Raw genomic sequence first — 25,049 nt, 5'->3', positions numbered from 1 at the left:
CGGTCACGTGCGTTCTTCCGGCTCACGCCCCGGGACCGCGCCCGTCCCGGAGCGCCGCCGCCAGGACGCCCGCCGCCGGGACGCCCGCCGTCTGCGCCGTGCGGCGGCGTTGTCAGCGCCGGGGTGCACGATGGATCCCATGGGTCAGACGTCACCGGCCTCGGCGCTCGAGGTCTTCTCCCCCGCGACGCGCGCCTGGTTCACGGGGGCGTTCCGCGCGCCCACCGCCGCGCAGGCGGGGGCCTGGCGTGCCCTGGCCGAGGAGTCGGACACCCTGGTCGTCGCCCCCACGGGCTCCGGCAAGACCCTGGCCGCCTTCCTCGCCTCCCTGGACAGGCTCGCCTCCACGCCCCCGCCCGCCGACCCGCTCAAACGCTGCCGTGTGCTGTACGTCTCGCCTCTGAAGGCTCTCGCGGTCGATGTGGAGCGCAATCTGCGCAGTCCGCTGACGGGCATCCGCCAGGAGGCGCTGCGGCTGGGCCTGTCCGAGCCGGACATCAGGGTCGGCATCCGTTCCGGTGACACCCCGGCCGCCGAGCGCCGCTCGCTGGCCCGCCGGCCGCCCGACATCATGATCACGACGCCCGAGTCGCTGTTCCTGATGCTCACCTCCGCGGCCCGCGAGGCCCTCTCGGGTGTGGAAACGGTGATCCTCGACGAGGTCCACGCCGTGGCCGGCACCAAGCGCGGCGCCCATCTGGCTCTCTCCCTCGAGCGGCTCGACGAGATCCTCGAGCGTCCTGCGCGGCGGATCGGACTCTCCGCGACGGTACGTCCCGTGGACGAGGTGGCCCGGTTCCTCTCACCGCAGCGCAGGGCGACGGTGGTGCAGCCGCCGTCCGGCAAGGAGTTCGACCTGTCGGTGGTCGTGCCGGTCGAGGACATGGGGGAGCTGGGCGGTTCGCCCGCCCAGGACAGCACCGCTCCGCAGAGCGACGGCCCCGGTGGCGGCGGGAAGCCGTCCATCTGGCCGTCGGTGGAGGAGCGCATCGCCGATCTCGTGCAGGCGCACCGCTCGACGATCGTCTTCGCCAACTCCCGCCGGCTGGCGGAGCGACTGTGCAACAGGCTCAACGAGATCGCCTACGAGCGGGCGACGGGCGAGCCCATGCCCGAGCACCACTCCCCCGCCGAGCTGATGGCGGAGGCGGGCTCGGCCAGGGGAGCGCCCCCGCTGCTCGCCCGCGCGCACCACGGCTCGGTCTCCAAGGACCAGCGCGCCCTGGTCGAGGAGGAGCTGAAATCGGGGCGGCTGCCCGCCGTGGTGGCGACCTCCAGCCTGGAGCTGGGCATCGACATGGGGGCGGTGGATCTGGTCGTACAGGTCGAGTCGCCGCCGTCCGTGGCGTCCGGGCTGCAGCGGGTGGGCCGTGCGGGCCATCAGGTCGGTGCGGTCTCGGCGGGTGTCGTCTTCCCCAAGTACCGCGGCGACCTGGTGCAGTCGGCGGTCGTCACGGAACGGATGCGTCAGGGCGCCATCGAGGCTCTGCGCGTCCCGGCCAATCCGCTGGACGTGCTGGCTCAGCAGCTCGTCGCGATGGTCTCGGTGGACACGTGGGACGTGGAGGAGCTGCTGCTGCTCGTCCGCCGTGCCGCTCCCTTCTCCTCCCTGCCGGAGTCGGCGTACCACGCGGTGCTGGACATGCTGGCGGGACGCTATCCGTCCGACGCGTTCGCGGAGTTGAGGCCCCGTCTGGTCTGGGACCGGGTGGCGCAGACGGTCCGCGGCCGGCCGGGCGCGCAGCGGCTCGCCGTCACCTCGGGGGGCACGATCCCGGACCGCGGCCTGTTCGGTGTCTTCCTGGCCGGTGCCGATCCGAAGAAGGGCGGGGGCCGGGTCGGTGAGCTGGACGAGGAGATGGTCTACGAGTCGCGGATCGGGGACGTCTTCACGCTGGGCACCACGTCCTGGCGGATCGAGGACATCACCCGCGACCGCGTGCTGGTCTCGCCCGCACCGGGCGTCGCGGGCCGGCTGCCGTTCTGGAAGGGCGATCAGCTGGGGCGTCCCCTGGAGTTGGGGCGTGCGCTGGGCGCGTTCCTGCGGGAGGTCGGCTCGCTCACGCAGGAGGCCGCAAGGGAGCGGCTGTCCGCTGCCGGGCTCGACACACTGGCCGTCACAAACCTGCTCGCCTACCTCGGCGAGCAGCGCGACGCCTGCGGCCACGTGCCCGACGACCGCACGATCGTCGTGGAGCGCTTCCGTGACGAGCTGGGCGACTGGCGCGTGGTCGTGCATTCACCCTTCGGCGCCCAGGTGCACGCGCCCTGGGCTCTCGCCCTCGGCGCCCGGCTGACCGAGCGGCACGGCATGGACGCCCAGGTCATGCACGCCGACGACGGGCTCGTGCTGCGGCTGCCCGACGCCGATCTGATGGGGCTGGACCTGCTTGAGGAGGAGACCTCTGGCGGGGACGCCGCTTTCGACTCCGGTCAGGCTCCGGTCGGCGTCTCCGACGTCCTCTTCGACAAGGGCGACGTCGAGCAGATCGTCACCGACCAGGTCGGCGGTTCGGCCCTCTTCGCCGCCCGCTTCCGCGAGTGCGCTGCCCGGGCGCTGCTGCTGCCGCGGCGCAGCCCCGGCAAGCGCACCCCGCTGTGGCAGCAGCGGCAGCGGGCGGCGCAACTGCTGCAGGTCGCTTCCGAGTTCGGCTCCTTCCCGATCGTGCTGGAGGCGGTGCGCGAGTGCCTGCAGGACGTCTTCGACGTGCCGGGCCTGTCCGAGCTGATGGGCGACATCGAGTCGCGCCGCGTCCGCGTGGTGGAGGTCACCACCAACGACCCCTCGCCGTTCGCCCGGTCTCTGCTGTTCGGCTACGTCGCGCAGTATCTGTACGAGGGCGACTCGCCGCTGGCCGAGCGCCGTGCCGCCGCGCTCTCGCTGGACTCCCGGCTGCTGGCGGAGCTGCTGGGCCAGGCGGAGCTGCGGGAGCTGCTGGACGCGGAGGTTCTGGGTGAGCTGGAGCGCGAGCTGCAGTGGCTCACTGAGGACCGGCGCGTCAAGGACGCCGAAGGGGTTGCCGATCTGCTCCGGCTCCTGGGACCGCTGACCACGGACGAACTGCGGGAGCGGGGCGCCGACCCGCAGTGGGCGGCCGACCTGGAAGCCGCTCGCCGTGCCGTGCGCGTCCGTGTCGCGGGACGGCAGCACTTCGCGGCCGTGGAGGACGCGGGCCGGCTGCGGGACGCTCTGGGGGCCGCGCTGCCGGTGGGCGTGCCCGAGGCGTTCACCGAGCCGGTGCCCGACCCGCTGGGTGACCTCCTGGCCCGGTACGCGCGTACGCACGGGCCGTTCATGTCCGCGGACGCCGCCTCACGTTTCGGTCTGGGCACGGCGGTCGCAGAGGGGGCGCTGCAGCGTCTCGCGGCGGGCGGCCGTCTCGTGCAGGGCGAGTTCCATCCGGCGGGGGTGGGGCAGGAGTGGTGCGACCCCGCGGTGCTGCGCCGGCTGCGGCGCCGTTCCCTGGCCGCGCTGCGGCACGAACTGGAACCGGTGCCGCCGCCGGCGCTCGCGGCGTTCCTCCCGCAGTGGCAGCACCTGGGGACGGGCAGTGTGCGCGGCACCGACGGACTGGTGCGTACGGTCGAGCAGTTGCAGGGCGCGCCGGTGCCCGCGTCGGCTCTGGAGAAGCTGGTGCTGCCGGGCCGCGTACGGGACTACAGCCCGGCTCTGCTGGACGAACTGACCACGTCCGGAGAGATCGTCTGGGCGGGTGCCGGCTCGCTGCCGGGCAAGGACGGCTGGCTCTCCCTCTATCCTGCCGACACCGCCCCGCTCCTCCTCCCGCCGCCGCTGCCACTGGAGCTGACGCCGCTTCACCGCGCCGTCCTGGAGGCGCTGGGCGCCGGTTACGGGCTGTTCTTCCGTCAGATCGCCGACCATGTGCGTGCCGGCACCGACCCGGCCGTGACCGATCCTCAACTGGCCGACGCCCTGTGGGAGCTGGCCTGGTCGGGCCGGGTCAGCAACGACTCGCTGGCCCCGCTGCGCGCCCTCCTCGGTTCCGGCCGCACCGCGGGGGCCACCGCCCACCGGGCCAAGCGGGCGGCGCCCCGCGGGCGTTACGGCTCGCTGACCGCCGCCGCTGTCCGCACCGGTACGAACCGGCCCGCCGCTTCCCGTAACGGCCCGCCGACCGTCGCCGGCCGCTGGTCCCTGCTGCCCGAGGCCGAGACCGACGCCACGCACCGCGCGCACGCCCTGGCCCGCACCCTGATGGACCGGCACGGCATCGTGACGCGGGGCGCGGTCGCCGCCGAGGGGGTGCAGGGCGGATTCTCCGCCGCCTACCGGGTGCTGGCGGCCTTCGAGGAGAGCGGCCAGGCCCGCCGGGGGTATGTCGTCGAGGGCCTGGGCGCGGCCCAGTTCGCGATGGACGGCGCCATCGACCGGCTGCGTGCCGTGCACACCGCACGGGAACGGGAAGCTCACGTACGGGCGGTGGTCCTCGCCGCCGCCGACCCCGCCAACGCCTACGGCGCGGCTCTGCCCTGGCCGGAGGCCCCCGAGGGCGCCACCCACAAGCCCGGGCGCAAGGCGGGATCGGTGGTCGTCCTGGTCGGCGGTGAGCTGACCCTCTACATGGAGCGCGGCGGCAGGACACTGCTGGCCTGGCCGGGCGGCAACCCGCCCGGCACACAGGCCGGTCAGGCCCCTTCCCCTGATGCCTCACCGGCCCTGGCCACCGCCGCCGAGGCGCTGGCGCGTGCGGCGCAGGAGGGCGCCCTCGGCACGGTCACCGTGGAGCGGGTCAACGGGGCGTCCGCTCTGGGCTCCCCCATCGGAACGCTGCTGGAGGGCGCGGGTTTCCACGCCACGCCCAAGGGCCTGCGGCTGCGCGCTCGGTAGCGGGAGGAAGTCGTGCCCGAAGGAGACACCGTCTGGTACAGCGCACACCGGCTGCACGAGGCCCTCGGCGGACGGACCCTGTCCCGTACGGACTTCCGGGTGCCGCAGATCGCCACGGCCGATCTCACCGGACGCAGGGTCCTCGAAGTCGCCCCACGGGGAAAGCACATCCTCATGCGCGTCGAGGGCGGCGTCACCATCCACTCGCACCTCGGGATGGAGGGCGCCTGGCGCATCAGCACCCCTTCGGGCCGTACGCGCGGCGGAGGCGGCCCGGCGCACCAGATCCGGGCGGTCCTCGCCGCAGACACCACGACCGCCACCGGATACCGGCTCCCCCTTCTCGAACTGCTGCGCACAGTTGAGGAGTCGACCGCTCTGGGACATCTGGGCCCCGACCTTCTGGGCGCCGACTGGGACGGCGACGAGGCCGGGCGCCGCCTGTCGGCCCAGCCCGGCCGCCCCCTGGTGGAAGCCCTGCTGGACCAGCGCAATCTCGCCGGGATCGGAAACGTCTACGCCAGCGAACTGTGCTTCCTCGCCGGCACATCGCCCTGGACCCCGGTCGGCGAGCTCACCGCGCCGCTGCCCGTCCGGCTGCTCGGCGCGGCGAAGAGGCTGCTGGAGGCGAACAAGGACCGCCTCGCCCGCCGTACGACCCGTGCCCCCGGCGGAGTTGACCGCGACCGCGCCCTGTGGGTGTACGGACGTACGGGCCGGCCCTGCCACCGCTGCGGCGCCCTCGTGCGCGCGGGTCCGCACGGCCCGCCCCAGCGGCTGCGTACCGCCTTCTACTGCCCCCGCTGCCAGCCGGGCCCGCACCCGGGCTGAGTCAGCGGCCGCACGCGTGGGACGGGTGGGACGGGCGGGACGGGCAGCCACGCCCGCACGGCGCGGAGGAGCCCTGCCGGGCCGGGCAGGTCCCCTGTCAGCCGCGCCGGTCCCCGCGCGACCGCTGATCTGCCCTGTACCTCCTGACTGTCGGGCGCTTCCCCCCACGGCGGGACGACTCACCGCCACGCCCGCGCTCCTCGTCACCTGACCACGGGCCCCACAGCCGCACATGGACCGGCAGCACTCCCAGCCCCCATCCGAGGACGGCGGCCAGAGCCGTCTCCTCCGGGCCGCTCCCGCCGCCCTCCGGGCGCCACACCGCGCACGCCCAGCACATGCCGCCGACCACCGAGAGGACGCAGCGCGACAGCAGTGAGCGGCTCGGCGCCGTCATCTCACCTCCCGCTGCCCGGATCGGGACTACGCACCGTCCATGTTCACGCACCGTGCGCAATCGCGCGACCACACACGAAGGCCCCACCGGACCTGCCGGTGGGGCCTTCGACGATCAGAACAGTGTGCGCGCCGTGCGAGACGCGTCAGGCCGCGACCACGTCCACGGCCTCCGCAGGCGCCTTGATCGTCACACGCTCGTCCGGAACGCCTGTGACGGATGTCACGGAGACGGGGTTGAGCACCGTACGGCGCATCGGCGCAGGCACCGTGTCGCTCGCGGCGGACTCTGCCAGCTCCGCGAGGGCCAGCTCGTCGCTGACTTCCCGCATGAGCTCGGACATCCGCACGTCCAGCGCATCACAGATCGAGGACAGCAGCTCCGAAGATGCTTCCTTCTGGCCACGCTCGACCTCGGAGAGATACCCGAGCGAAACCCGGGCAGATGAAGAGACTTCGCGCAGGGTCCGGCCCTGGCGCTGGCGCTGCCGACGCAGCACGTCACCCAGCAGGCGACGGAGCAGAATCATCGGTGCTCCTCCCTCTCAACGCGCGGCGTCTTCCACAGCTTGATACCCACCACCCCAGGGGGCGTGAATCCTTCAGCATCCACCGTACCGCCTCGGGCTGTGCCCGTGCGGGGAGCGATGTCGTGTTCACTCAGGGCTGCAAACATCCATTCCCCCCGTCTTGTTCCGTACTCTTCGGCCGCGCACCGCCCGCGAGTTCATCGCGAAGCAGCCCCAGTACGCCGGTGACGCTCCCCTTACGGATCGTCGCGCGGTCCCCGTCCAGTCTCAGCTCGCGCACGACGGTCCTGCCCCGCGGGCCGGTGACCGCTGCGAAGACGGTGCCGACTTCCTGCCCGTCCTGCGGCTCCGGGCCGGCGACTCCCGTGGTGGCGATGCCCCAGTCGGTCCCCAGAGCTGCCCGTACGCCCCGGGCCATCTGGCCCGCCACCTCTCCGTCGACCGCACCCCGTTCGGCCAGCAGTGTGCCCTCCACGCCCAGCAGCTTCCGCTTCAGGTCCGTCGCGTACGCCGTGACCGATCCGCGGAACGCCCGCGAGGAGCCGGGTGCCGCCGTGATCTCGGCGGCGACCATGCCGCCCGTCAGCGACTCCGCCGCGGCGACCGTCTCACCGGCGTCCACGAGCAGCTCCAGAACGTGTGCGGCGACATCGAAGTAGTCCTCCTCGGCCTGCTGGGAGGCGCCGCTCACGGTTGCACCGCCCCTCCGGCCCCCTCCGTGCGCTCACGTGCACGTCCCGCCCTGCGCAGGACGACCGCCTGCCGCACGTAGTCGAGCCCGGTCAGGACCGTCAGCGCCACGGCCACAGCCATCACCCACCAGCGCATCGTCGCCAGCGGACCGGTGAGGACCAGTACGTACATGCCCACGGCCACGCCCTGCGCCAGCGTCTTCAGCTTGCCGCCGCGGCTGGCCGGGATCACGCCGTGCCGGATGACCCAGAAGCGCATCGCCGTGATGCCCAGCTCCCGGAAGAGAATCACGCCCGTCACCCACCAGGACAGGTCGCCGAGCGCGGAGAGGCAGGCGAGGGCCGCCCCCATGATCGCCTTGTCGGCGATGGGGTCGGCGATCTTGCCGAAGTCGGTGACGAGGTCGTAGCGGCGGGCCAGTTCCCCGTCGAAGAGGTCCGTGATCATCGCCACGGTGAAGGCGGCCCACGCGAAGGAACGCCAGACCGGGTCGTGGCCGCCCTGCCACACCATCAGCGCGACGAATCCGGGGACCAGGAGCAGCCGTGCCATCGTGAGGATGTTGGCGATGTTCCACAGGCTCACCTGCCGTGCGGCCGGGACGGCCGCAGGCTTGGGGGACGGCTGGGGCTTGGGTTCGGCCATCGCACCACCACTCGCCGCGGAGGCCGGCATGCCCGTCATCCGCCAGTCTCCTCGCCGGCTCGGCCGCCTGCGTGACCCCCTTCGAGGACGCCGCCCAGCGGCTCGGCGATCAGGTCCACGCCTTCGGCGGCGACAACCTTCGCCTCGACCATACGTCCGATCGCGAACTCCTGTACCGGTGCGGCGCCACCGCTCAGCAGGACCTGGCCGTCCGTCTCCGGCGCCTGGTGCGCCGCGCGCCCCACGGCCCTGGCCCCGCCGCCGTCCTCGCCCTCCTCAGCGTCCTCGTGGGACTCCACGAGCACCCGCACCGTCTCGCCGAGACGCTCCTCGGCACGCTGCGCGGACAGCTCCTCCGCCAGCCGGGAGACACGTGCGAGGCGCTCGGCCACCTCGTCCGGGTCGTTCTTGTCCTCGTAGCCGGCCGCTTCCGTGCCGTCCTCGTCCGAGTAACCGAACACACCGACGGCATCGAGCCGCGCCGCGCCGAGGAAACGCTCCAGCTCGGCGACGTCCTCCTCACGCTCGCCGGGGAAGCCGACGATGAAGTTCGACCGGATACCCGCATGCGGGGCCTTGGCCCTGATCGACTCAAGCAGCCCAAGGAACCGCTCGGTGTCCCCGAACCTGCGCATCGCGCGCAGCACACCCGGCGCGGAGTGCTGGAAGGACAGGTCGAAGTAAGGGGCGACCTTCTCGGTCCCGGTCAGTACGTCGATCAGCCCCGGCCGCATCTCGGCCGGCTGCAGATAGCTCACTCTGACCCGCTCGATGCCCTCCACCGAGGCCAGTTCGGGCAGCAGGGTCTCCAGGAGCCGGATGTCGCCCAGGTCCTTGCCGTAGGAGGTGTTGTTCTCCGAGACCAGCATGATCTCGCGCACGCCCTGCCCGGCCAGCCAGCGCGTCTCACCCAGGACGTCGGAGGGCCGGCGCGAGATGAAGGAACCCCGGAAGGAGGGAATGGCGCAGAAGGAGCACCGCCGGTCGCACCCGGAGGCCAGCTTCACGGAGGCGACGGGGCTCCCGTCCAGCCGTCGCCGCAGGGGCGCCCGCGGACCGGAGGCCGGGGCCACACCCGCAGGCAGGTCCGCGGGGGCGCTCAGAGGGGCGTCAGCGTCGGCTGTGCCCGTCCCGCCGTGGCTGCCCCCTCCGGCACCGTGGCCGGGCAGCGCCACGTCCTCACCGGCGTGCTGCCGCTGCGCGGGGGTGACCGGAAGCAGCTTGCGGCGGTCGCGCGGGGTGTGCGGGGCGTGCACGCCTCCGCCGAGGATGGTCTGCAGACGGCCGGAGATGTCGGCGTAGTCGTCGAAGCCGAGCACACCGTCGGCCTCGGGAAGGGCCTCCGCCAGTTCCTTGCCGTACCGCTCGGCCATACAGCCGACGGCCACGACGGCCTGTGTGCGGTTCGCGCTCCCGGCCGGGGCCCCGCCGGACTTGAGATCGTTCGCTTCGAGCAGCGCGTCGACGGAGTCCTTCTTCGCGGCCTCGACGAAGCCGCAGGTGTTGACCACCGCGACATCGGCGTCCGCGGCTTCCTCGACGAGCTCCCAGCCGTCCGCCGCCAGGCGGCCTGCGAGCTCCTCGGAGTCGACTTCGTTGCGTGCGCAGCCAAGGGTGACAAGGGCGACGGTGCGGGTCTCGGGCATGGACTCAGCGTACTTTGTCGCGTCGTGCCCACCATCCGGAGGTGACGGTGCCGTTCCCGCAAGGATGAACGCGGACGAGTAAGTCCGAAGTCCCGCCGCCCGCTTCAGGGGAGGAAGGCGGAACTTCGGACCCACTCGTCAGCCCGCTTCGGGGTCTCCGCGGGTGTAGGAGAGCCGCTGGACCTGGCCGTCCTCGCCGACGTCCTCGACCTCCTTGCCGTTGACGTACAGCGTCACCCCGCCGGCGTTGCCGAGGACGAGGTTGAGCCGCTTGTCGTCCGTGAAGGTCTTGCTCTTGCCCTTCTGGAGGACACCCTCGTGGACCAGGCGCCCGTTGTGGTCCTCCGCGGAGATCCACACGTTCTGCTCGGCCGTCATCTGCACCGTCACCTTGTCGGCGGGTGCGGCGGCGATCGCGCTGTCGGAGGGCTTGGGGTCGGCGGGAGCGGGATCGGCGGACTTCGAAGGCTCGCTCGACTTGGAGGGTTTGGAGGAGGACGGGGTCTCCTCCGCGGTCGAGGGCGTGGAACCGCCTTCCCCACCGACGAGGGTGAAGCCGACGAACCCGACCACCGCGACGATCGCGGCGACCATGGCAGCGGTCCAGTTGGGCCTTCTGCGTTCCGGACGGATGCGCTCGGCCTCGAAGAGCGTCGCGGGCTCCGTCGGCCGGGGGCGGCCGCCGTGCTCCGCGTCGTACTGCGAGACGAGCTGTTCGGCTTCCAGTCCGACTTCGCGAGCGAGTGTACGGATGTGCCCGCGGGCGTACACATCACCGCCGCAACGGGTGAAATCATCCGCTTCGATGGCCTGCACGATGGGGACGCGCACTCTCGTCGACGTACTGACCTCGTCGATGGTCAGCCGTGCGTCGATACGGGCTTGTTGGAGGGCTTGACCGACTGTGGGCCGGTCCTCTTCCGCTTCATTGCCGATGGACACGGGGGCGCCTTTCGAGCGTGTAGCCACCTGCTGGACATTCAGTCTAGGGGCGGAGCAAAAGAGCGGGGCAAGCGGGCGGCCGGACCATGTACGCCATCAGGATTGTCATACCGCCTGACTCGGGACACCTCCGGCCGCTCCCCTTCTCCAACTTGACGTATCCGCCGGAGAAACGGTTGCCTCACTCATCCTTACGAATGAGGTTCCCCGCGGATCACCGCGAGCACACCATCGAGTTCTTCGGGCTTGATCAACACATCGCGCGCCTTGGACCCCTCGCTGGGCCCGACCACGCCCCTCGACTCCATCAGGTCCATCAGCCGTCCCGCCTTGGCGAAGCCCACCCGCAGCTTCCGCTGGAGCATCGACGTCGAGCCGAACTGCGTGGAGACCACCAGTTCCGCCGCCTGGCACAGCAGGTCCAGATCGTCCCCGATCTCCTCGTCGATCTCCTTCTTCTTGCCCTGCCCGACGGTCACGTCCTCACGGAAGACCGGCGACATCTGCGCCTTGCAGTGCTCGACGACCGCGTGGATCTCGTCCTCGCCGACGTAGGCACCCTGCATACGCACCGGCTTGTTCGCCCCCATGGGCAGGAAGAGACCGTCGCCCTTGCCGATCAGCTTCTCGGCACCCGCCTGGTCGAGGATGACGCGGCTGTCCGCCAGGGAGGAGGTGGAGAAACCGAGCCGGGAGGGCACATTCGCCTTGATCAGACCGGTGACGACGTCGACGGACGGACGCTGGGTCGCCAGCACCAGATGGATGCCGGCGGCGCGCGCGAGCTGCGTGATGCGCACGATGGCGTCCTCCACGTCGCGCGGCGCCACCATCATCAGGTCCGCCAGCTCGTCCACGATGACCAGCAGATAGGGGTAAGGCGCCAGCTCCCGCTCGCTGCCCTCCGGCGCCGTGGCCTTGCCGCTCCGCACCGCCGTGTTGAAGTCGTCGATGTGGCGGTACCCGTAGGCCGCCAGGTCGTCGTAGCGCAGGTCCATCTCACGCACGACCCACTGGAGGGCCTCGGCGGCCTTCTTGGGGTTGGTGATGATCGGCGTGATCAGGTGCGGGACACCCTCGTACGACGTCAGCTCCACCCGTTTGGGGTCCACCAGGACCATCCGTACGTCCTCCGGAGTGGCCCTGGCCAGGACGGAGGTGATGAGGCAGTTGATGCAGGAGGATTTGCCGGAGCCGGTCGCGCCGGCGATCAGGATGTGCGGCATCCGTGCGAGATTCGCCGAGACGTAGCCGCCCTCGACGTCCTTGCCGAGCCCCACCAGCATCGGGTGCTCCTCGCCGGAGGCGTCCGCCGACCGCAGCACGTCACCGAGATTGACCATCTCCCGGTCGCTGTTGGGGATTTCGATGCCGACCGCGGACTTGCCCGGGATGGGGCTGATGATGCGCACGTCGGGGCTGGCCACGGCATAGGCGATGTTCTTCGTCAGCGCCGTGATCTTCTCGACCTTGACCGCGGGACCGAGTTCGATCACATAACGGGTGACCGTCGGGCCGCGTGTGAAGCCCGTGACGGCGGCGTCCACCTTGAACTCGCTGAAGACGGTCGTCAGGGACTCGACCACCTGGTCGTTGGCCGCGCTGCGCGTACGCCCCGGACCGCCACGCTCCAGCAGGTCCAGGGAAGGCAGCGCATAGGTGATGTCGCCGGAGAGCTGAAGCTGCTCGGCACGCGGAGGGAGCGATTCAGGCTCCTTCGCCACCGGCGGCTTCGTCAGATCGGGTACGGGGGTGCGCTCGACCCCCACCTCGTCCGCTCCCTCGCGGCCCTCCTGCGGGGACTCGGTCACCGGCCTGTCCCCCGCGGCCCTGCGCCGCTCGGCGGAGGAGACGCCGCTGCTGACATCGGCGACGTGCGGTGAAGGCTGAACGCCGTGCAGCAGCGCCCCGTCCAGCGAGGCCGCCGCCTGGGCGGCTACGTCGACGGAGTCGGAGGAATCGCCCGCTCCCCGCCCGGCCCGCCTCTTACGAGTGACGCGGCGCTCGTCCAGGGCCTCCTTCTCCGCGTGGGCCGGGTCCAGATAGTCCTTGCGCATGTTGTGCGGGCGGGAGCGGGACCGACGGGCGGGGCGTCCCTCCTCCAGGTCCTCGTCGTGCGAGCCGTCCTCGAACGGGTCGGAGCCGGAGCGCTCGTCCAGCACACCCAGCCGTACCCCCAGCCCACGCAGCCGCCGGGGAATCGCGTTGACTGGCGTCGCGGTGACGACCAGCAGCCCGAAGACGGCGACCAGGACGAGCAGCGGAACGGCCAGCACCTCTCCGACCGTCTGGATGAGCGGCCGGGACGCCCCCCAGCCGATCAGACCGCCCGCGTCCTGGACGGACTCGTTCCCCTCCCCGCGTCCCGGCGATCCGCACGCGATGTGCACCAGCCCGAGCCCGCCGATGACGAGGGCGGAAAGGCCCACGACGATACGGCCGTTGGCCTCCGGCTTCTCCGGGTGCCGGATCAGCCGTACGGAGATCGCCCCGAGCAGTATCGGCACCAGCAGATCCAGCCGCCCGAACGTACCGGTGATGAGCATCTGGACGAGATCGCCGACGGGCCCCTCCAGGTTGGACCACGTACCGGCGGCGACCACCAGCGCGATACCGAGCAGCAGGAGAGCGAGACCGTCCTTGCGGTGGGCCGGGTCGAGCCCCTTGGTGCTGCGTCCTATGCCGCGGAAGAGCGCACCGACCGCATGCGCCACGCCGAGCCAGCACGCCCGTACGAGCCGGAAGACGCCGTTCGTGGGCGAAGGCGCGGGCTTGGCCGGGGACTTGGCCTTCGCCTTGGCGGCCGGCTTCTTGGCCGCTGCCTTCTTGGCGGTGGCGTTCTTCGCCGGCGGCCGTTTCGCGGCAGTCTTCTTCGCGGGCGCTTTCCTGGCTGCCTTTCCGGTGCCGGACGTACGAGAGGCCATGCCGGTGAGGTTACCGCCGCCGGGCGCTCGAGGCACGAACGGACCGGCAGCAGGGGCTGCCGGGCACAGCGTGCGGGCGCCCCTGACGGGAGATCAGACCGCCCCGCGGCGCAGAGCCGGGAGGGAGGACACGCGACTCGCGCTCACTTCCGCCCCTCACGGACCGGGCGCGGCGGACGGGCACGGGGCCGGCCGACGGACCCGGGCCGACGGACCGGCCGGCACAGGCGGCCGTGGCCGTCGCCCGGACAGGTCGGCGTCCCCGACGGGCGCTTCAGTTCTGCGAGGGGACCTGCGCCGAGGCGCCGCCGCCCGCACCGGGCTCCAGCGCGTCAAGTGCCCTGCGGAGACCGCTCAGTTTGCGCTCCAGGTGCGCGGCGGTCGCCACGGTGGCCGACTCCGAACTGTCTCCGAGCTGTTTGGAGAGGGCCTCGGCCTGCTCCTCCACCGCGGCCAGCCGCGCGGACAGCTCCGCCAGCAGCCCCGGGGGCTCGCCCGCCTCGTCCCCCGGTCCTTCCGGGGAGTGCCCCGGGGCGGCGCCGTTCTCCAACTGGAGCCGCAGCAGGGAGGCCTGCTCGCGCAGCTGGACGTTCTTCATGTAGAGCTCGACGAAGACCGAGACCTTCGCACGCAGCACCCACGGGTCGAACGGCTTGGAGATGTAGTCCACCGCGCCGGCCGCATAGCCACGGAAGGTGTGGTGCGGGCCGTGGTTGATGGCCGTGAGGAAGATGATGGGGATGTCGCGCGTACGCTCCCGGCGCTTGATGTGTGCCGCGGTCTCGAAACCGTCCATGCCCGGCATCTGAACGTCGAGCAGAATGACCGCGAAATCGTCCGTCAGCAGCGCCTTGAGCGCTTCCTCCCCTGACGATGCCCGTACCAGCGTCTGATCGAGCGCGGAGAGAATGGCCTCCAGCGCCAGCAGATTCTCCGGCCGGTCATCGACCAGGAGGATCTTGGCCTTCTGCACCATGGCCCGTCCTCCTCGCCCCGGCAACGCCTCGGACGCCGCCCCTGGGGACGGCTCTCTGACACCGCCGCCCGTCCTTGTGCGTGTCATCGTAGTCGCACGCCGCCGTTCGCCACACCCTGTCACCGTGATGTCACTGTGCACACATCAGAAACGTCCCCGGGGATCAGAAGGTTCCCCGTTGACCACATCTCCACACGTCTTCGCCACACTGCGTGCGCAGACGAGCGCCAACTGCACCGTGCCACATCAACGCGCGCTCATCCACTCGTGCATGACGGACAGCAGGTGGTCGGTGTCCACGGGCTTGGTCACGTAGTCGGACGCCCCCGCCTCGATGCTCTTCTCCCGGTCCCCCTTCATGGCCTTCGCCGTCAGCGCGATGATCGGCAGCCCCGCGAACTGCGGCATCCGGCGAATGGCCGCGGTCGTGGCATAGCCGTCCATCTCGGGCATCATGATGTCCATCAGCACCACGGTCACGTCGTCGTGCTGCTCCAGCACCTCGATGCCCTCACGGCCGTTCTCGGCGTAGAGGACCTGCAGACCGTGCTGTTCGAGCACGCTCGTGAGCGCGAAGACGTTGCGGATGTCGTCATCGACGATGAGCACCTTCTCACCACCGAAGTCGCCACCGGGGCCGGGCTCGACCAGATCCTGCCCGCTGTGCAGCCAGGCGTCGTCCGGCGTCCGTCCGGAATCCGGGCCCGCCCCCGGCCCCGAGACCGTACGGCCCTCGCTCTGGCGGCCGTTGGCGGTACTCGCTCCCCGGCCGTTCTGCAGGGCCCGCGGCTCGGGCTGCGCCTCGACGGGCAGCTGCCGCTGCGCGCCCGGCTCCGTGTCCGAGCGCTGCCGGCGGCGGCGTACGAGCGAGGCCGCGGCACGCTCCGCCTCGGAGGTGGCGACATCTTCCTCCTCGTACTCCTCGCCCGCCTCCGCGGCGCCCTCACCGGCTTCGAGCTCCGGTGCCGCGGACCGCTGGAGCCCCGCGACGCGCTCCGCCGCGGCCGCCCCGGTCTCCGCCGCGGCGGAGACGGCAAGCGTGCCCGAACCGATCTGCGCATAGCCCTGGGGCGGCAGTTCGGTCGGATGCAGCGGAAGGTAGAGGGTGAAGGTGGAGCCACGGCCCGGCTCGCTGGCAGCATAGATCTCGCCGCCCAGCAGACGGGCGATCTCCCTGCTGATGGACAGCCCCAGACCCGTACCGCCGTACTTGCGGCTGGTCGTGCCGTCCGCCTGCTTGAACGCCTCGAAGATCACCCGCATCTTGCCGGCGGCGATACCGATGCCGGTGTCGGTCACCGAGAAGGCGATCATCTCCGCGTCCGCGTCCAGCAGTGAGCCGTGCTCCAGCATCTGCTCGCGGATCACCTCGGGGACGTCGGTGCGCGCGGAGCGGATCACCAGCTCGACGGCGCCCCCGTCGGTGAACTTCACCGCGTTGGAGAGCAGGTTGCGCAGCACCTGCAGCAGCCGCTGCTCGTCCGTGTGCAGTGTGGCGGGAAGCTCGGGCGAGACGCGTACGGAGAAGTCCAGCCCCTTCTCCGCGGTCAGCGGCCGGAACGTGGCCTCCACGTAGTCCACGAGCTGGACGAGCGCGATACGGGTGGGGCTGACGTCCATCTTGCCCGCCTCGACCTTCGACAGGTCGAGGATGTCGTTGATGAGCTGGAGCAGGTCGGAGCCGGCGCCGTGGATGGTCTCGGCGAACTCCACCTGCTTGGGGGAGAGGTTGCTCTCCGCGTTGTCCGCGAGCAGCTTCGCGAGGATGAGCAGCGAGTTGAGCGGTGTACGCAGCTCGTGACTCATGTTGGCCAGGAACTCCGACTTGTAGCGCATCGAGACCGACAGCTGCTCGGCGCGCTCCTCCAGCACCTGCCGGGCCTCCTCGATCTCCCTGTTCTTGATCTCGATGTCGCTGTTGGTCTGCGCGAGCTGTTCCGCTTTCTCCTCCAGCTGCGCGTTCGACTCCTGGAGGGCCCGCTGCCGGTTCTCCAGCTCGGCCGAGCGCTCCCGCAGCTGCTCGGTCAGCTCCTGCGACTGGCGCAGCAGCACCTCGGTCTTGGTGTTGACGCTGATGGTGTTGACGCTGGTCGCGATCATCTCGGCGATCTGGTTGAGGAAGTCCTTCTGGATCTGCTCGAAGGGCTGGAAGGCCGCCAGCTCGATCACACCCAGGATCGTTCCCTCGAAGACGACCGGCAGCACGATGACGTGCGCCGGCGGCGCCTCACCGAGCCCGGAGGAGATCTTCAGATAGCCGGGCGGCGCGTTCTCCACCAGGATCGTGCGCGCCTCCTGGGCCGCCGTGCCCACCAGCGACTCGCCGGGCGCGAAGGTGGTGGGCATGGTGCCCTTCGAGTAGCCGTAACTGCCCCTCATACGCAGCTCGTACTGCCCGTCCGCGCTGTGGCCCGCGCCGATGCCCACACCCTCGTTGTCCTCGTCGGTGGAGACGGCGAGGAAGAAGGCGCCGTGCTGCGCCGAGACCACGGGCGTCAGCTCGCTCATGATCAGACCGGCGACGTCGGCGAGGTCGCGGCGGCCCTGCATGAGGCCGGAGATACGGGCGAGGTTGCCCTTGAGCCAGTCCTGCTCCTGGTTGGCGAGGGTGGTCTCGCGCAGATTGGCGATCATGGTGTTGATGTAGCCCTGGAGCTGCAGGATCTCGCCCGCCGCCTCCACGTCGATGCGCACGTTGTGGTCGCCCCGGGTCACGGCGGTGGCCACGTCGGCGATGGCGCGCATCTGACGCGTCAGGTTGGACGCCATCTCGTTCACCGAGTCGGTCAGGTCCTTCCAGGTACCGGCCACGCCCTGGACGCGCGCCTGGCCGCCCAGCTGCCCGTCCGTACCGACCTCGCGGGCCACTCGTGTCACCTGCTCGGCGAACGAGGAGAGCTGGTCCACCATCGTGTTGATGGTCGTCTTCAGCTCCAGGATCTCGCCGTTGGCCTCGATGTCGATCTTCTTGGTCAGGTCACCGCGCGCGATGGCCGTGGTGACCATCGCGATGTTCCGCACCTGTCCGGTCAGGTTCGAGGCCATGGAGTTCACCGACTCGGTCAGGTCCTTCCAGGTGCCGGCGACACCGGCCACCCTCGCCTGACCGCCCAGCACTCCGTCCGTACCGACCTCGCGGGCGACCCTGGTGACCTCCTCGGCGAACGTCGACAGCGCGGTGACCATCGTGTTGAGGGTGTCCGCGAGCTGCTCGACCTCGCCGCTCGCCTCGACGGTGACCTTCTTCGTCAGGTCACCGTTCGCCACGGCGGTGGCGACCTGGGAGATGTTGCGGACCTGGCTGGTGAGGTTGTTCGCCATCAGGTTGACGTTCTCGCTGAGGTCCTTCCAGATGCCGGTGACACCGGGCACCCGTGCCTGGCCGCCCAGCATGCCCTCCGTACCCACCTCACGGGCGACGCGGGTGACCTGCTCCGCGAAGGAGGAGAGCTGGTCCACCATCGTGTTGACGGTCGTCACCAGCGCGAGGATCTCCCCGCGCGCGTCGACGGTGATCTTCTTCGACAGATCGCCCTGGGCGACCGCGGTGGTCACCTCGGCGATGTTGCGCACCTGGGAGGTCAGGTTGTTCGCCATGAAGTTGACGGACTGGGTGAGGTCCTTCCACGTCCCGGAGACGCCCTTGACCTCCGCCTGACCGCCCAGGATGCCCTCGGTGCCCACCTCGCGGGCCACCCGCGTCACCTGCTCCGCGAACGAGGAGAGCTGGTCCACCATCGTGTTCAGGGTGTTCTTCAGCTCGAGGATCTCCCCGCGCGCGTCCACGGTGATCTTCTGCGAAAGGTCACCGCGGGCCACCGCTGTCGCGACCTGCGCGATGTTGCGCACCTGGTCGGTGAGATTGCCCGCCATGCCGTTGACGGAGTCCGTCAGATCGCGCCATACGCCCGCGACCCCCGGCACCTGCGCCTGACCGCCCAGCCGGCCCTCGGTGCCCACCTCGCGGGCCACCCGCGTCACCTGCTCCGCGAACGAGGAGAGCTGGTCCACCATCGTGTTGATGGTGTTCTTCAGCTCGAGGATCTCCCCGCGCGCGTCGACCTTGATCTTCTGCGAAAGGTCACCGCGCGCGACGGCGGTGGTCACCTGCGCGATGTTGCGCACCTGCGAAGTGAGGTTGCCCGCCATGAAGTTGACGGAGTCGGTGAGGTCCTTCCACGTTCCGGAGACGCCGTCCACGCGTGCCTGACCGCCGAGCCGGCCCTCCGTACCCACGTCCCTGGCCATCCGCGTGACCTGCTCGGCGAAGGAGGAGAGCTGGTCGACCATCGTGTTGACGGTGTTCTTCAGCTCCAGCATCTCGCCGGAGACATCCACGGTCACCTTCTGCGACAGATCACCGTTCGCCACCGCCGTCGTCACCTGCGCGATGTTGCGCACCTGTCCGGTGAGGTTGCGGAAGGCCGTGTTCACCGAATCGGTGAGGTCCTTCCAGGTGCCGCCCGCTCCGGGCACCTGCGCCTGACCGCCCAGCTCCCCTTCGACGCCGATCTCCCGCGCGACGCGCGTCACCTCGGCGCCGAAGGAGGAGAGCTGATCCACCATCGTGTTGACCGTGGTCTTCAGCTCCAGCATCTCGCCGGAGACATCCACGGTCACCTTCTGCGACAGATCACCGTTCGCCACCGCCGTCGTCACCTGCGCGATGTCCCGCACCTGCGCGGTGAGGTTGCGGAAGGCCGTGTTCACCGAATCGGTGAGGTCCTTCCAGATGCCGGCGGCGCCCGGGACCTGGGCCTGACCGCCCAGGACGCCCTCGGTGCCGACCTCGTTCGCCGCGCGGGTCACCTCGTCGGCGAAGGTGCGCAGCGTCTCGGTCATCGTGTTGATGGTCTCGGCGAGCTGCGCGACCTCGCCGCGCGCGTTCACAGTGATCTTCTGGGACAGGTCGCCGTTGGCGACCGCGGTGGTCACCTGTGCGATCTCGCGTACCTGCGAGGTGAGATTGCCCGCCATGAGGTTGACGGAGTCGGTCAGGTCCTCCCATACGCCGCCGGCACCCGGAACCCGGGCCTGACCGCCCAGCTCCCCTTCGGTGCCGACCTCCCTCGCGACCCTCGTCACCTCGGACTGGAAGGAGGAGAGCTGGTCGACCATCGTGTTGACGGTGTTCTTCAGCTCCAGCATCTCGCCGGCCACGTGCACGGTGACCTTGCGCGACAGATCACCCTTGGCCACCGCGGTCGTCACCAGGGCGATGTCCCGCACCTGCGCGGTCAGCCGGGACGCCATGGTGTTGACGGAGTCGGTCAAGTCCTTCCAGGAGCCGGACATGCCGCGCACCCGCGCCTGACCGCCCAGCTTCCCTTCCGTACCGACCTCGCTGGCGACGCGCGTCACCTCGTCCGTGAACGTCGAGAGCTGATCCACCAGCCCGTTGACCGTACGCCCGACCTTCAGGAACTCGCCCCGCAGCGGATGCCCGCTGCCGTCCGAACCGCGCGAGCGCAGATCCATGCGCTGTTCCAGATCGCCCTCGGCCACGGCGGAGAGCACCCTGCCGACCTCGGAGACGGGCCTGACCAGGTCCTCCACCAGCGCGTTCGACGCGTCGATGGCGGCGGCCCAGGAGCCCTCGCACGTACCGGTCTCCAGCCGCTCGGTCAGCTTGCCCTCACGGCCGACCACTCTGCGGACCCGCGCCAGCTCACCCGTCAGGTGCAGGTTCTGGTCGGCGACCTCGTTGAAGACCGCGGCGATCTCCGCCATCGGCCCGTCGCCCGTGACGGTGAGCCGTTTACGGAAGTTACCGTCGCGCATGGCCGTCAGAGCCGTCAGCAGCCGGTTCACGGAGGCCGCGTCCACTTCGATCTTGCCGCTCTTCCGGGAGCGCCCGCCCTTCGCGCGCGTACTCGTACCACGCGCCGTCGCGCCAGACTCCACCGTGTCCCTCCCGAAGGGTCGACCGTCCTGCCCGCCATACCCGGGTTTTCGCTTCGAGCCTTCCCAGTGTTTCACCCCGCCCGAACCAGGCGATAACAGTTCGGCGGCATGGCACCCAGCTCTCCACAGGGCCCGGACGGAAAACACACTGGATCCGGCACCCGCGCACACTGCGAACGTAAGTAACCTGGCCTCCGGCTGTCCATCCACCCGATGTGCCGGGGGAGGGCACAAGGGTGCGAAGGCGCGCAAAAGAGTACGAAACTGCTGGGGCAGCCGTGAGAGCACAATGGGCAACGGAGGGGCGCCGCGGGTGACGCAGGAACACAGCGCCGGGCGCGGGGGTGCACCCGTCGACGGCGACATGGGTCTCCCGTTCACCGGCAACGGCGGCAACGGCGGCGACCCGGCCTCCGACAGCTTGAGAGCACCCGCCATAGTGGCGCAGCACGACCCGGCCGGGGCGGAGGACGGCGCGCCCGCGGGCAGTGAGCAGCGAGGCAAAGGGAGACCAGTGATCACCGCGAGGGCAGCGGCCACGTTCGAACCTGTCGGACGTTCCGTCGCGACGGCCCGCGCCTTCGTGCGGGACACCCTCCAGGGCTGGGGACTGGGCGACATCGTCGACGACGCCGTCGTACTGACCAGCGAACTCGTCACCAACGCCGTCGTCCACGCCGGCACCGCGGCCGAAGTCGTCTGCCTGCGGGACGGTGACGGCGTCCGCGTCGAGGTCGTCGACCGCTACCCCGAACGCGAGCTGCCCCTCCAGGACCCCGCCCAGGTCCTGGGCAGCCCCGACCGCGAGGGCGGACGCGGACTGCTGCTGTGCGCCGCGCTGGCCTCCCACTGGGGCGTGGACTACACGGCCGCCGACAAGCGCGTCTGGTTCAGCCTCGATCTTCCCGACCGCCCCGTGGGCACCCGGGCCGCCGGTCCCGCACTGCCCGACGACGCGCTTCCCGTGGCCGATACGCGCGTACACGTCGCCGTCGTACAGGTCGACCGGGGAGGTGCCGTCGCCGCATGGAACCAGGACGCCGAGCGGCTCTTCGCGTATCCGGCCGATCAGGTCGTCGGCAAACCCTTCACCGACTTCGCCGCCTGGCCGCACACCCCCGGTACCAGCACGGGCATCGCCGACGCGCTGCAGCTCTCCCGCTGGGAGGGCTCCTACGGGATGCGGGGCTCCGACGGCCGTACGATCCCCGTCTACGCGTCACACCTTCGCGTGAGGGACAGCGACGGCGAGCCGTCCACCGTCTGCCTGCTCGTGCGCGACCACGAAAGGGCCGTCCTCCAGACCCCGCTGCGCTCCCCGGCACCCGACTCCGCCAGCCGCCAGGACGGCGGCGAGAGCCCAGCCGACCCGTTCGAGATCTTCATCGGCTCCCCCGCGCCCGACGACCTCGACGGATTGCTGCAGCGAACCGTCGAGCGCGCACGCGACATGCTCGACGGCGATGCCGCCTACCTCCTGCTGGCCACCGACGACGAGACCGAGCTCGAGGTACGCGCCTCCACCGGCCTCCCCTCCGCCCGGCAGCGCTTCGCGCGGGTCCCGGTCGAGGCGGGGACGGGGCGCTACGGCTCCGCGCGGATGCCGTCCGTGCACGAGGACCTCGCAGTCGTTCCCGGTGCGGTCCCGCTGCTGGCCGGAACCGGCATGCGCTCCGTGGTCACCGTGCCGCTCAAGGTCGAGGGCCGGCTGACCGGTTCGCTGGGCGTGGCCACCGAATCACCGGGCCGGTACACGAACGAGGAGGCACTCCGGCTCCAGTTCGCCGCCGACCGGATCGCACTGGCCGTCGAACGCGCCCGCCTCACCGAGCTGGAGCGCCTGCGCCGCGGCTCGCTCTCCTTCCTCGTCGAGGCGTCCGACCTGCTGGCGGGCACACTCGACCGCGACCAGACACTCGCGCTGATGGCCCAGATGACGGTGCCCACGCTGGCCGCCTGGTGCGCGGTCTATACGGTCGCCGAGCCCGGATCGGACCCCAAGCTGTCCTATGTTCTGCACGAGGACGAGGACCGCATCGACCACCTCAAGGCCCTGCTCTCCAGAGTCGACCCGCCCGACCCGGTACCCACGCCGGGCGCCCGTGTGTGGAGCGCTCCGGCCGACGCCGCCCACTCCGCCGCGCTGCGCACCTCCCTGCGGACCGTGGTCCTCGGCGAGGAGGAACACCACCTCTCGCCCGGCGCGGCCCGGGCCACCGCAACCGCGGTCGGCGGAGAGACAGTCGTCCTTCCGCTCGTCGCCCGCAACCGTGTCATCGGCATGCTGACGCTCGGCAAGCCGACCGATGAGCGTTTCCGCCAGGAGATCCTCGAACTCGCGGAAGACCTCTCCCGTCGTGCCGCGCTCGCACTCGACAACGCGAGGCTCTACTCGGAGCGCACGGCCATCAGCCAGTCCCTGCAGCGCAGTCTGCTGCCTCCGGAGCTGCCAGACGTCAGCGGAGGCGTGGAGGTCGAGGTGATCTACCGCGCCGCCGGCGAGGGAAACGAGGTCGGCGGCGACTTCTACGACCTCTTCGACATCTCCGAGGGCACCTACGGCTTCGCCATCGGCGACGTGTGCGGCACCGGTCCCGAGGCTGCCGCCGTCACCGGACTCGCGCGGCACGCCCTGCGGTTGCTGGCACGCGAGGGCCTGGGCGGCCCGGCCGTGCTGGACCGCCTCAACACCGCCATCCTCGACGAGGGCGCGCGCAGCCGCTTCCTGACGCTGCTGTACGGCGAACTGCGGCCGCAGCACGACGGCAGCGCCGAGCTCAAGGTCGTCTGCGCGGGCCATCCGCTGCCGCTCCGCCTGCGACAGGACGGCAGCGTGGAGCCGGCCGCCGACCCTCAGCCCCTCCTCGGCGTGATGGACGACCTCGAACTGTACGAACAAACGATCATCCTCGCCCCCGGCGATGTCCTGCTCTGCGTCACCGACGGGGTCACGGAACGCCGTGAAGGCACCCGCATGCTGGGCGACGACGGCCTGGCGGAGGTGCTCACCAGTTGCACGGGCCTGACCGCGGGCGCGGTGGCGGCACGCATCATGCGTGCCGTCGAACGCTTCGCCAGCGACGCACCATCCGACGACATGGCGATCGTCGCCATGCGCGTTCCCGAATAGGGACCCTCCGGCTGCTGCCCGAAGGCGTTCAGAACACCGAAAAGGCCCCCGCCCACTGGCGAAGGCCTCTCCGACTCACAAACCCTGAGCCCCAAAACGGAATCGAACCGTTGACCTTCTCCTTACCATGGAGACGCTCTGCCGACTGAGCTATTGGGGCGCGCTGCGGCGTCACTGATCTTACCCGATGTGCGGCAGTGCGCCGAACGAACGGCGCCCCGTCCTCGGCGGAGATCCCCGCTGACCGTCAACACGCTGCCGGCTCAGGAGCGTTCAGCAGGCAGGTTCAGCAGGCAGGCTCCATCAGCAGACCGCCGAGGCCGTTGCACGCCGATACCACTCGCTGCAGTTCACGCTTCGTCATAGACGCGCTGAGCGGCAGCGCGAGCGTCTCGTCCGCCGCACGCTCGGACTCCGGCAGCCGTACATCGGTGCGGAATTCAGAGGTGCGATGCGCCGGCGTCTTCACCGGTACGTAGCATTCCACCCCGCGTGCGCGCAGCGCGTGCTTGAAGGCGTCACGATCCGGCCGTCCGTTGCCCGGTACGCGCACCACGTAGTCCGTGTAGGCGTGCTCAACTCCCAGAGCGACACGCGGAACGACCACACCGCGCAGTCGGGCGTCCAGGTGCGCTGCCTTCTGCCGACGCCGCACCGCGTCGACCGACACCAGGGAACTGCCGGAGCCGGGGTCGACGACCCGCAGTCCACGCCGCTGGGCAAGCTCCTGGAGGCACACCATGTCGGCGGGATGTCCGAAGAGACTGACGGGCGCTATGGCGGCCGTCCTGTCCGTGACCGCCGCATCAGCCGCGACGGGATCGAGGCAGAAGCTGCTCGGATCGATGTCCGCGAAGACCGGCCGGGCACCCAACGCCCGTACAGCTTCCGCCACTTCGGTGCCCCCGAAGGCAGGCACCACGACCTCGTCCCCTGTGGCGACACCCGATGCCGCTATCTCTGTCGTCCCCATGGAAACGATGCTGGGGGCGGGACATGAACTGCCGGTGACAGCATGAAAAAGAGCCGTGGTTCCCGGAGTGAAGTCTCCGGGAACCACGGCCCATTCACGTGTTGTTCGGCGGTGTCCTACTCTCCCACACGCTCCCGCATGCAGTACCATCGGCGCTGTCAGGCTTAGCTTCCGGGTTCGGAAAGTAACCGGGCGTTTCCCCGACGCTATGACCACCGAAACTCACACCCCCCACTTCTCCCGGGGCCTGCCACACGTAGTGGCACGCCCCGGCAAGGGGGGGAAGTCTCAGCAAACACACACTGTTCACATGTCACGTGGTGCTGGGTGTGGGGTTGCTGTCTCAGAAACCGCACAGTGGACGCGAGCAGAAGTACCTGTGGTCAAGCCCTCGGCTTATTAGTACCAGTCAACTCCAACCCTCACGGGTCTTCCATATCTGGCCTATCAACCCGGTCGTCTCCCGGGAGCCTTAACCCCACACGGGGGTGGGAGTCCTCATCTCGAAGCAGGCTTCCCGCTTAGATGCTTTCAGCGGTTATCCCTCCCGAACGTAGCCAACCAGCCATGCTCTTGGCAGAACAACTGGCACACCAGAGGTCCGTCCGTC

13 protein-coding genes, 1 tRNA gene and 2 rRNA genes are annotated in these 25,049 nt (G+C 70.4%); 3 read left to right on the top strand and 13 right to left on the bottom strand.

Annotated features, from left to right (window positions below; all coding sequences use genetic code 11):
* Positions 1 to 139: 139 nt before the first annotated feature.
* Positions 140 to 4,849: an ATP-dependent helicase gene (locus H343_RS0118810; protein ID WP_199778952.1), complete on the top strand. Its 4,710-nt coding sequence runs from the start codon at positions 140 to 142 to the stop codon at positions 4,847 to 4,849.
* 12 nt (positions 4,850 to 4,861) lie between these two features.
* A complete protein-coding gene (locus tag H343_RS0118805; protein WP_028432416.1) occupies positions 4,862 to 5,680 on the top strand; it encodes a DNA-formamidopyrimidine glycosylase family protein in 819 nt (272 codons plus the stop codon).
* A gap of 97 nt (positions 5,681 to 5,777) precedes the next feature.
* On the opposite strand, the gene H343_RS0118800 is transcribed toward H343_RS0118805, so the two are convergent.
* From H343_RS0118800 to H343_RS0118760, 9 genes are all read right to left on the bottom strand, one after another.
* Positions 5,778 to 6,077 carry a hypothetical protein gene (locus H343_RS0118800; RefSeq protein WP_028432415.1) on the bottom strand — a complete coding sequence of 100 codons (300 nt, stop codon included), beginning with the start codon at positions 6,075 to 6,077 and terminating at the stop codon, positions 5,778 to 5,780.
* Between the two features lie 145 nt (positions 6,078 to 6,222).
* Entirely contained in the window at positions 6,223 to 6,606 is a 384-nt protein-coding gene (locus H343_RS0118795) for a helix-turn-helix domain-containing protein (RefSeq protein ID WP_028432414.1), read from the bottom strand.
* Positions 6,607 to 6,736: 130 nt separating this feature from the next.
* Complete coding sequence (locus tag H343_RS0118790) at positions 6,737 to 7,297, bottom strand: nicotinamide-nucleotide amidohydrolase family protein (RefSeq protein WP_051265523.1); 561 nt, start codon at positions 7,295 to 7,297, stop codon at positions 6,737 to 6,739.
* Complete coding sequence (gene pgsA, locus H343_RS0118785; protein WP_028432412.1) at positions 7,294 to 7,983, bottom strand: CDP-diacylglycerol--glycerol-3-phosphate 3-phosphatidyltransferase; 690 nt, start codon at positions 7,981 to 7,983, stop codon at positions 7,294 to 7,296. The genes H343_RS0118790 and pgsA overlap by 4 nt, the downstream gene beginning before the upstream one ends.
* Positions 7,980 to 9,590 carry a 30S ribosomal protein S12 methylthiotransferase RimO gene (rimO, locus tag H343_RS0118780; RefSeq protein WP_028432411.1) on the bottom strand — a complete coding sequence of 537 codons (1,611 nt, stop codon included), beginning with the start codon at positions 9,588 to 9,590 and terminating at the stop codon, positions 7,980 to 7,982. Before rimO ends, pgsA begins: the two co-directional genes overlap by 4 nt.
* A 138-nt stretch (positions 9,591 to 9,728) precedes the next feature.
* Positions 9,729 to 10,532 carry a helix-turn-helix domain-containing protein gene (locus tag H343_RS0118775; protein WP_028432410.1) on the bottom strand — a complete coding sequence of 268 codons (804 nt, stop codon included), beginning with the start codon at positions 10,530 to 10,532 and terminating at the stop codon, positions 9,729 to 9,731.
* A 191-nt stretch (positions 10,533 to 10,723) separates the two neighbouring features.
* Positions 10,724 to 13,456: a DNA translocase FtsK gene (locus tag H343_RS0118770; RefSeq protein WP_028432409.1), complete on the bottom strand. Its 2,733-nt coding sequence runs from the start codon at positions 13,454 to 13,456 to the stop codon at positions 10,724 to 10,726.
* Between the two features lie 274 nt (positions 13,457 to 13,730).
* Positions 13,731 to 14,432: a response regulator gene (locus H343_RS0118765; RefSeq protein ID WP_028432408.1), complete on the bottom strand. Its 702-nt coding sequence runs from the start codon at positions 14,430 to 14,432 to the stop codon at positions 13,731 to 13,733.
* Positions 14,433 to 14,678: 246 nt separating this feature from the next.
* Positions 14,679 to 20,336 carry a HAMP domain-containing protein gene (locus H343_RS0118760; protein WP_028432407.1) on the bottom strand — a complete coding sequence of 1,886 codons (5,658 nt, stop codon included), beginning with the start codon at positions 20,334 to 20,336 and terminating at the stop codon, positions 14,679 to 14,681.
* A gap of 514 nt (positions 20,337 to 20,850) precedes the next feature.
* On the opposite strand from H343_RS0118760, the gene H343_RS0118755 reads away from it, so the two are divergent.
* The gene (locus H343_RS0118755; protein WP_028432406.1) at positions 20,851 to 23,466 is read left to right on the top strand and encodes a SpoIIE family protein phosphatase; all 2,616 of its coding nucleotides are present in this window, start codon (positions 20,851 to 20,853) and stop codon (positions 23,464 to 23,466) included.
* 87 nt (positions 23,467 to 23,553) lie between these two features.
* Here H343_RS0118755 and H343_RS0118750 read toward each other — a convergent pair.
* The 4 genes from H343_RS0118750 to H343_RS0118735 form a co-directional block, all read right to left on the bottom strand.
* Positions 23,554 to 23,626 (bottom strand) — tRNA-Thr (locus H343_RS0118750).
* 126 nt (positions 23,627 to 23,752) lie between these two features.
* The gene (locus H343_RS0118745; protein ID WP_028432405.1) at positions 23,753 to 24,439 is read right to left on the bottom strand and encodes a DegT/DnrJ/EryC1/StrS family aminotransferase; all 687 of its coding nucleotides are present in this window, start codon (positions 24,437 to 24,439) and stop codon (positions 23,753 to 23,755) included.
* A gap of 103 nt (positions 24,440 to 24,542) precedes the next feature.
* Positions 24,543 to 24,659, bottom strand: a 5S ribosomal RNA gene (rrf, locus tag H343_RS0118740).
* 159 nt (positions 24,660 to 24,818) lie between these two features.
* Positions 24,819 to 25,049 (bottom strand): 23S ribosomal RNA (locus tag H343_RS0118735); the annotation flags it as partial.

The organism is Streptomyces sp. TAA204 (assembly GCF_000424965.1).
Note: the sequence above shows the minus strand (reverse complement) of the source record. Positions and strands in the feature narration are given on the sequence as shown.

Excerpts from the sequence above, each read along its gene's own strand:
- H343_RS0118765 (WP_028432408.1), bottom strand. The coding sequence starts at position 14,432 with ATGGTGCAGAAGGCCAAGATCCTCCTGGTCGATGACCGGCCGGAGAAT.
- H343_RS0118810 (WP_199778952.1), top strand. The coding sequence starts at position 140 with ATGGGTCAGACGTCACCGGCCTCGGCGCTCGAGGTCTTCTCCCCCGCG.
- H343_RS0118745 (WP_028432405.1), bottom strand. The coding sequence starts at position 24,439 with ATGGGGACGACAGAGATAGCGGCATCGGGTGTCGCCACAGGGGACGAG.
- rimO (WP_028432411.1), bottom strand. The coding sequence starts at position 9,590 with ATGCCCGAGACCCGCACCGTCGCCCTTGTCACCCTTGGCTGCGCACGC.
- pgsA (WP_028432412.1), bottom strand. The coding sequence starts at position 7,983 with ATGACGGGCATGCCGGCCTCCGCGGCGAGTGGTGGTGCGATGGCCGAA.
- H343_RS0118770 (WP_028432409.1), bottom strand. The coding sequence starts at position 13,456 with ATGGCCTCTCGTACGTCCGGCACCGGAAAGGCAGCCAGGAAAGCGCCC.
- H343_RS0118800 (WP_028432415.1), bottom strand. The coding sequence starts at position 6,077 with ATGACGGCGCCGAGCCGCTCACTGCTGTCGCGCTGCGTCCTCTCGGTG.
- H343_RS0118795 (WP_028432414.1), bottom strand. The coding sequence starts at position 6,606 with ATGATTCTGCTCCGTCGCCTGCTGGGTGACGTGCTGCGTCGGCAGCGC.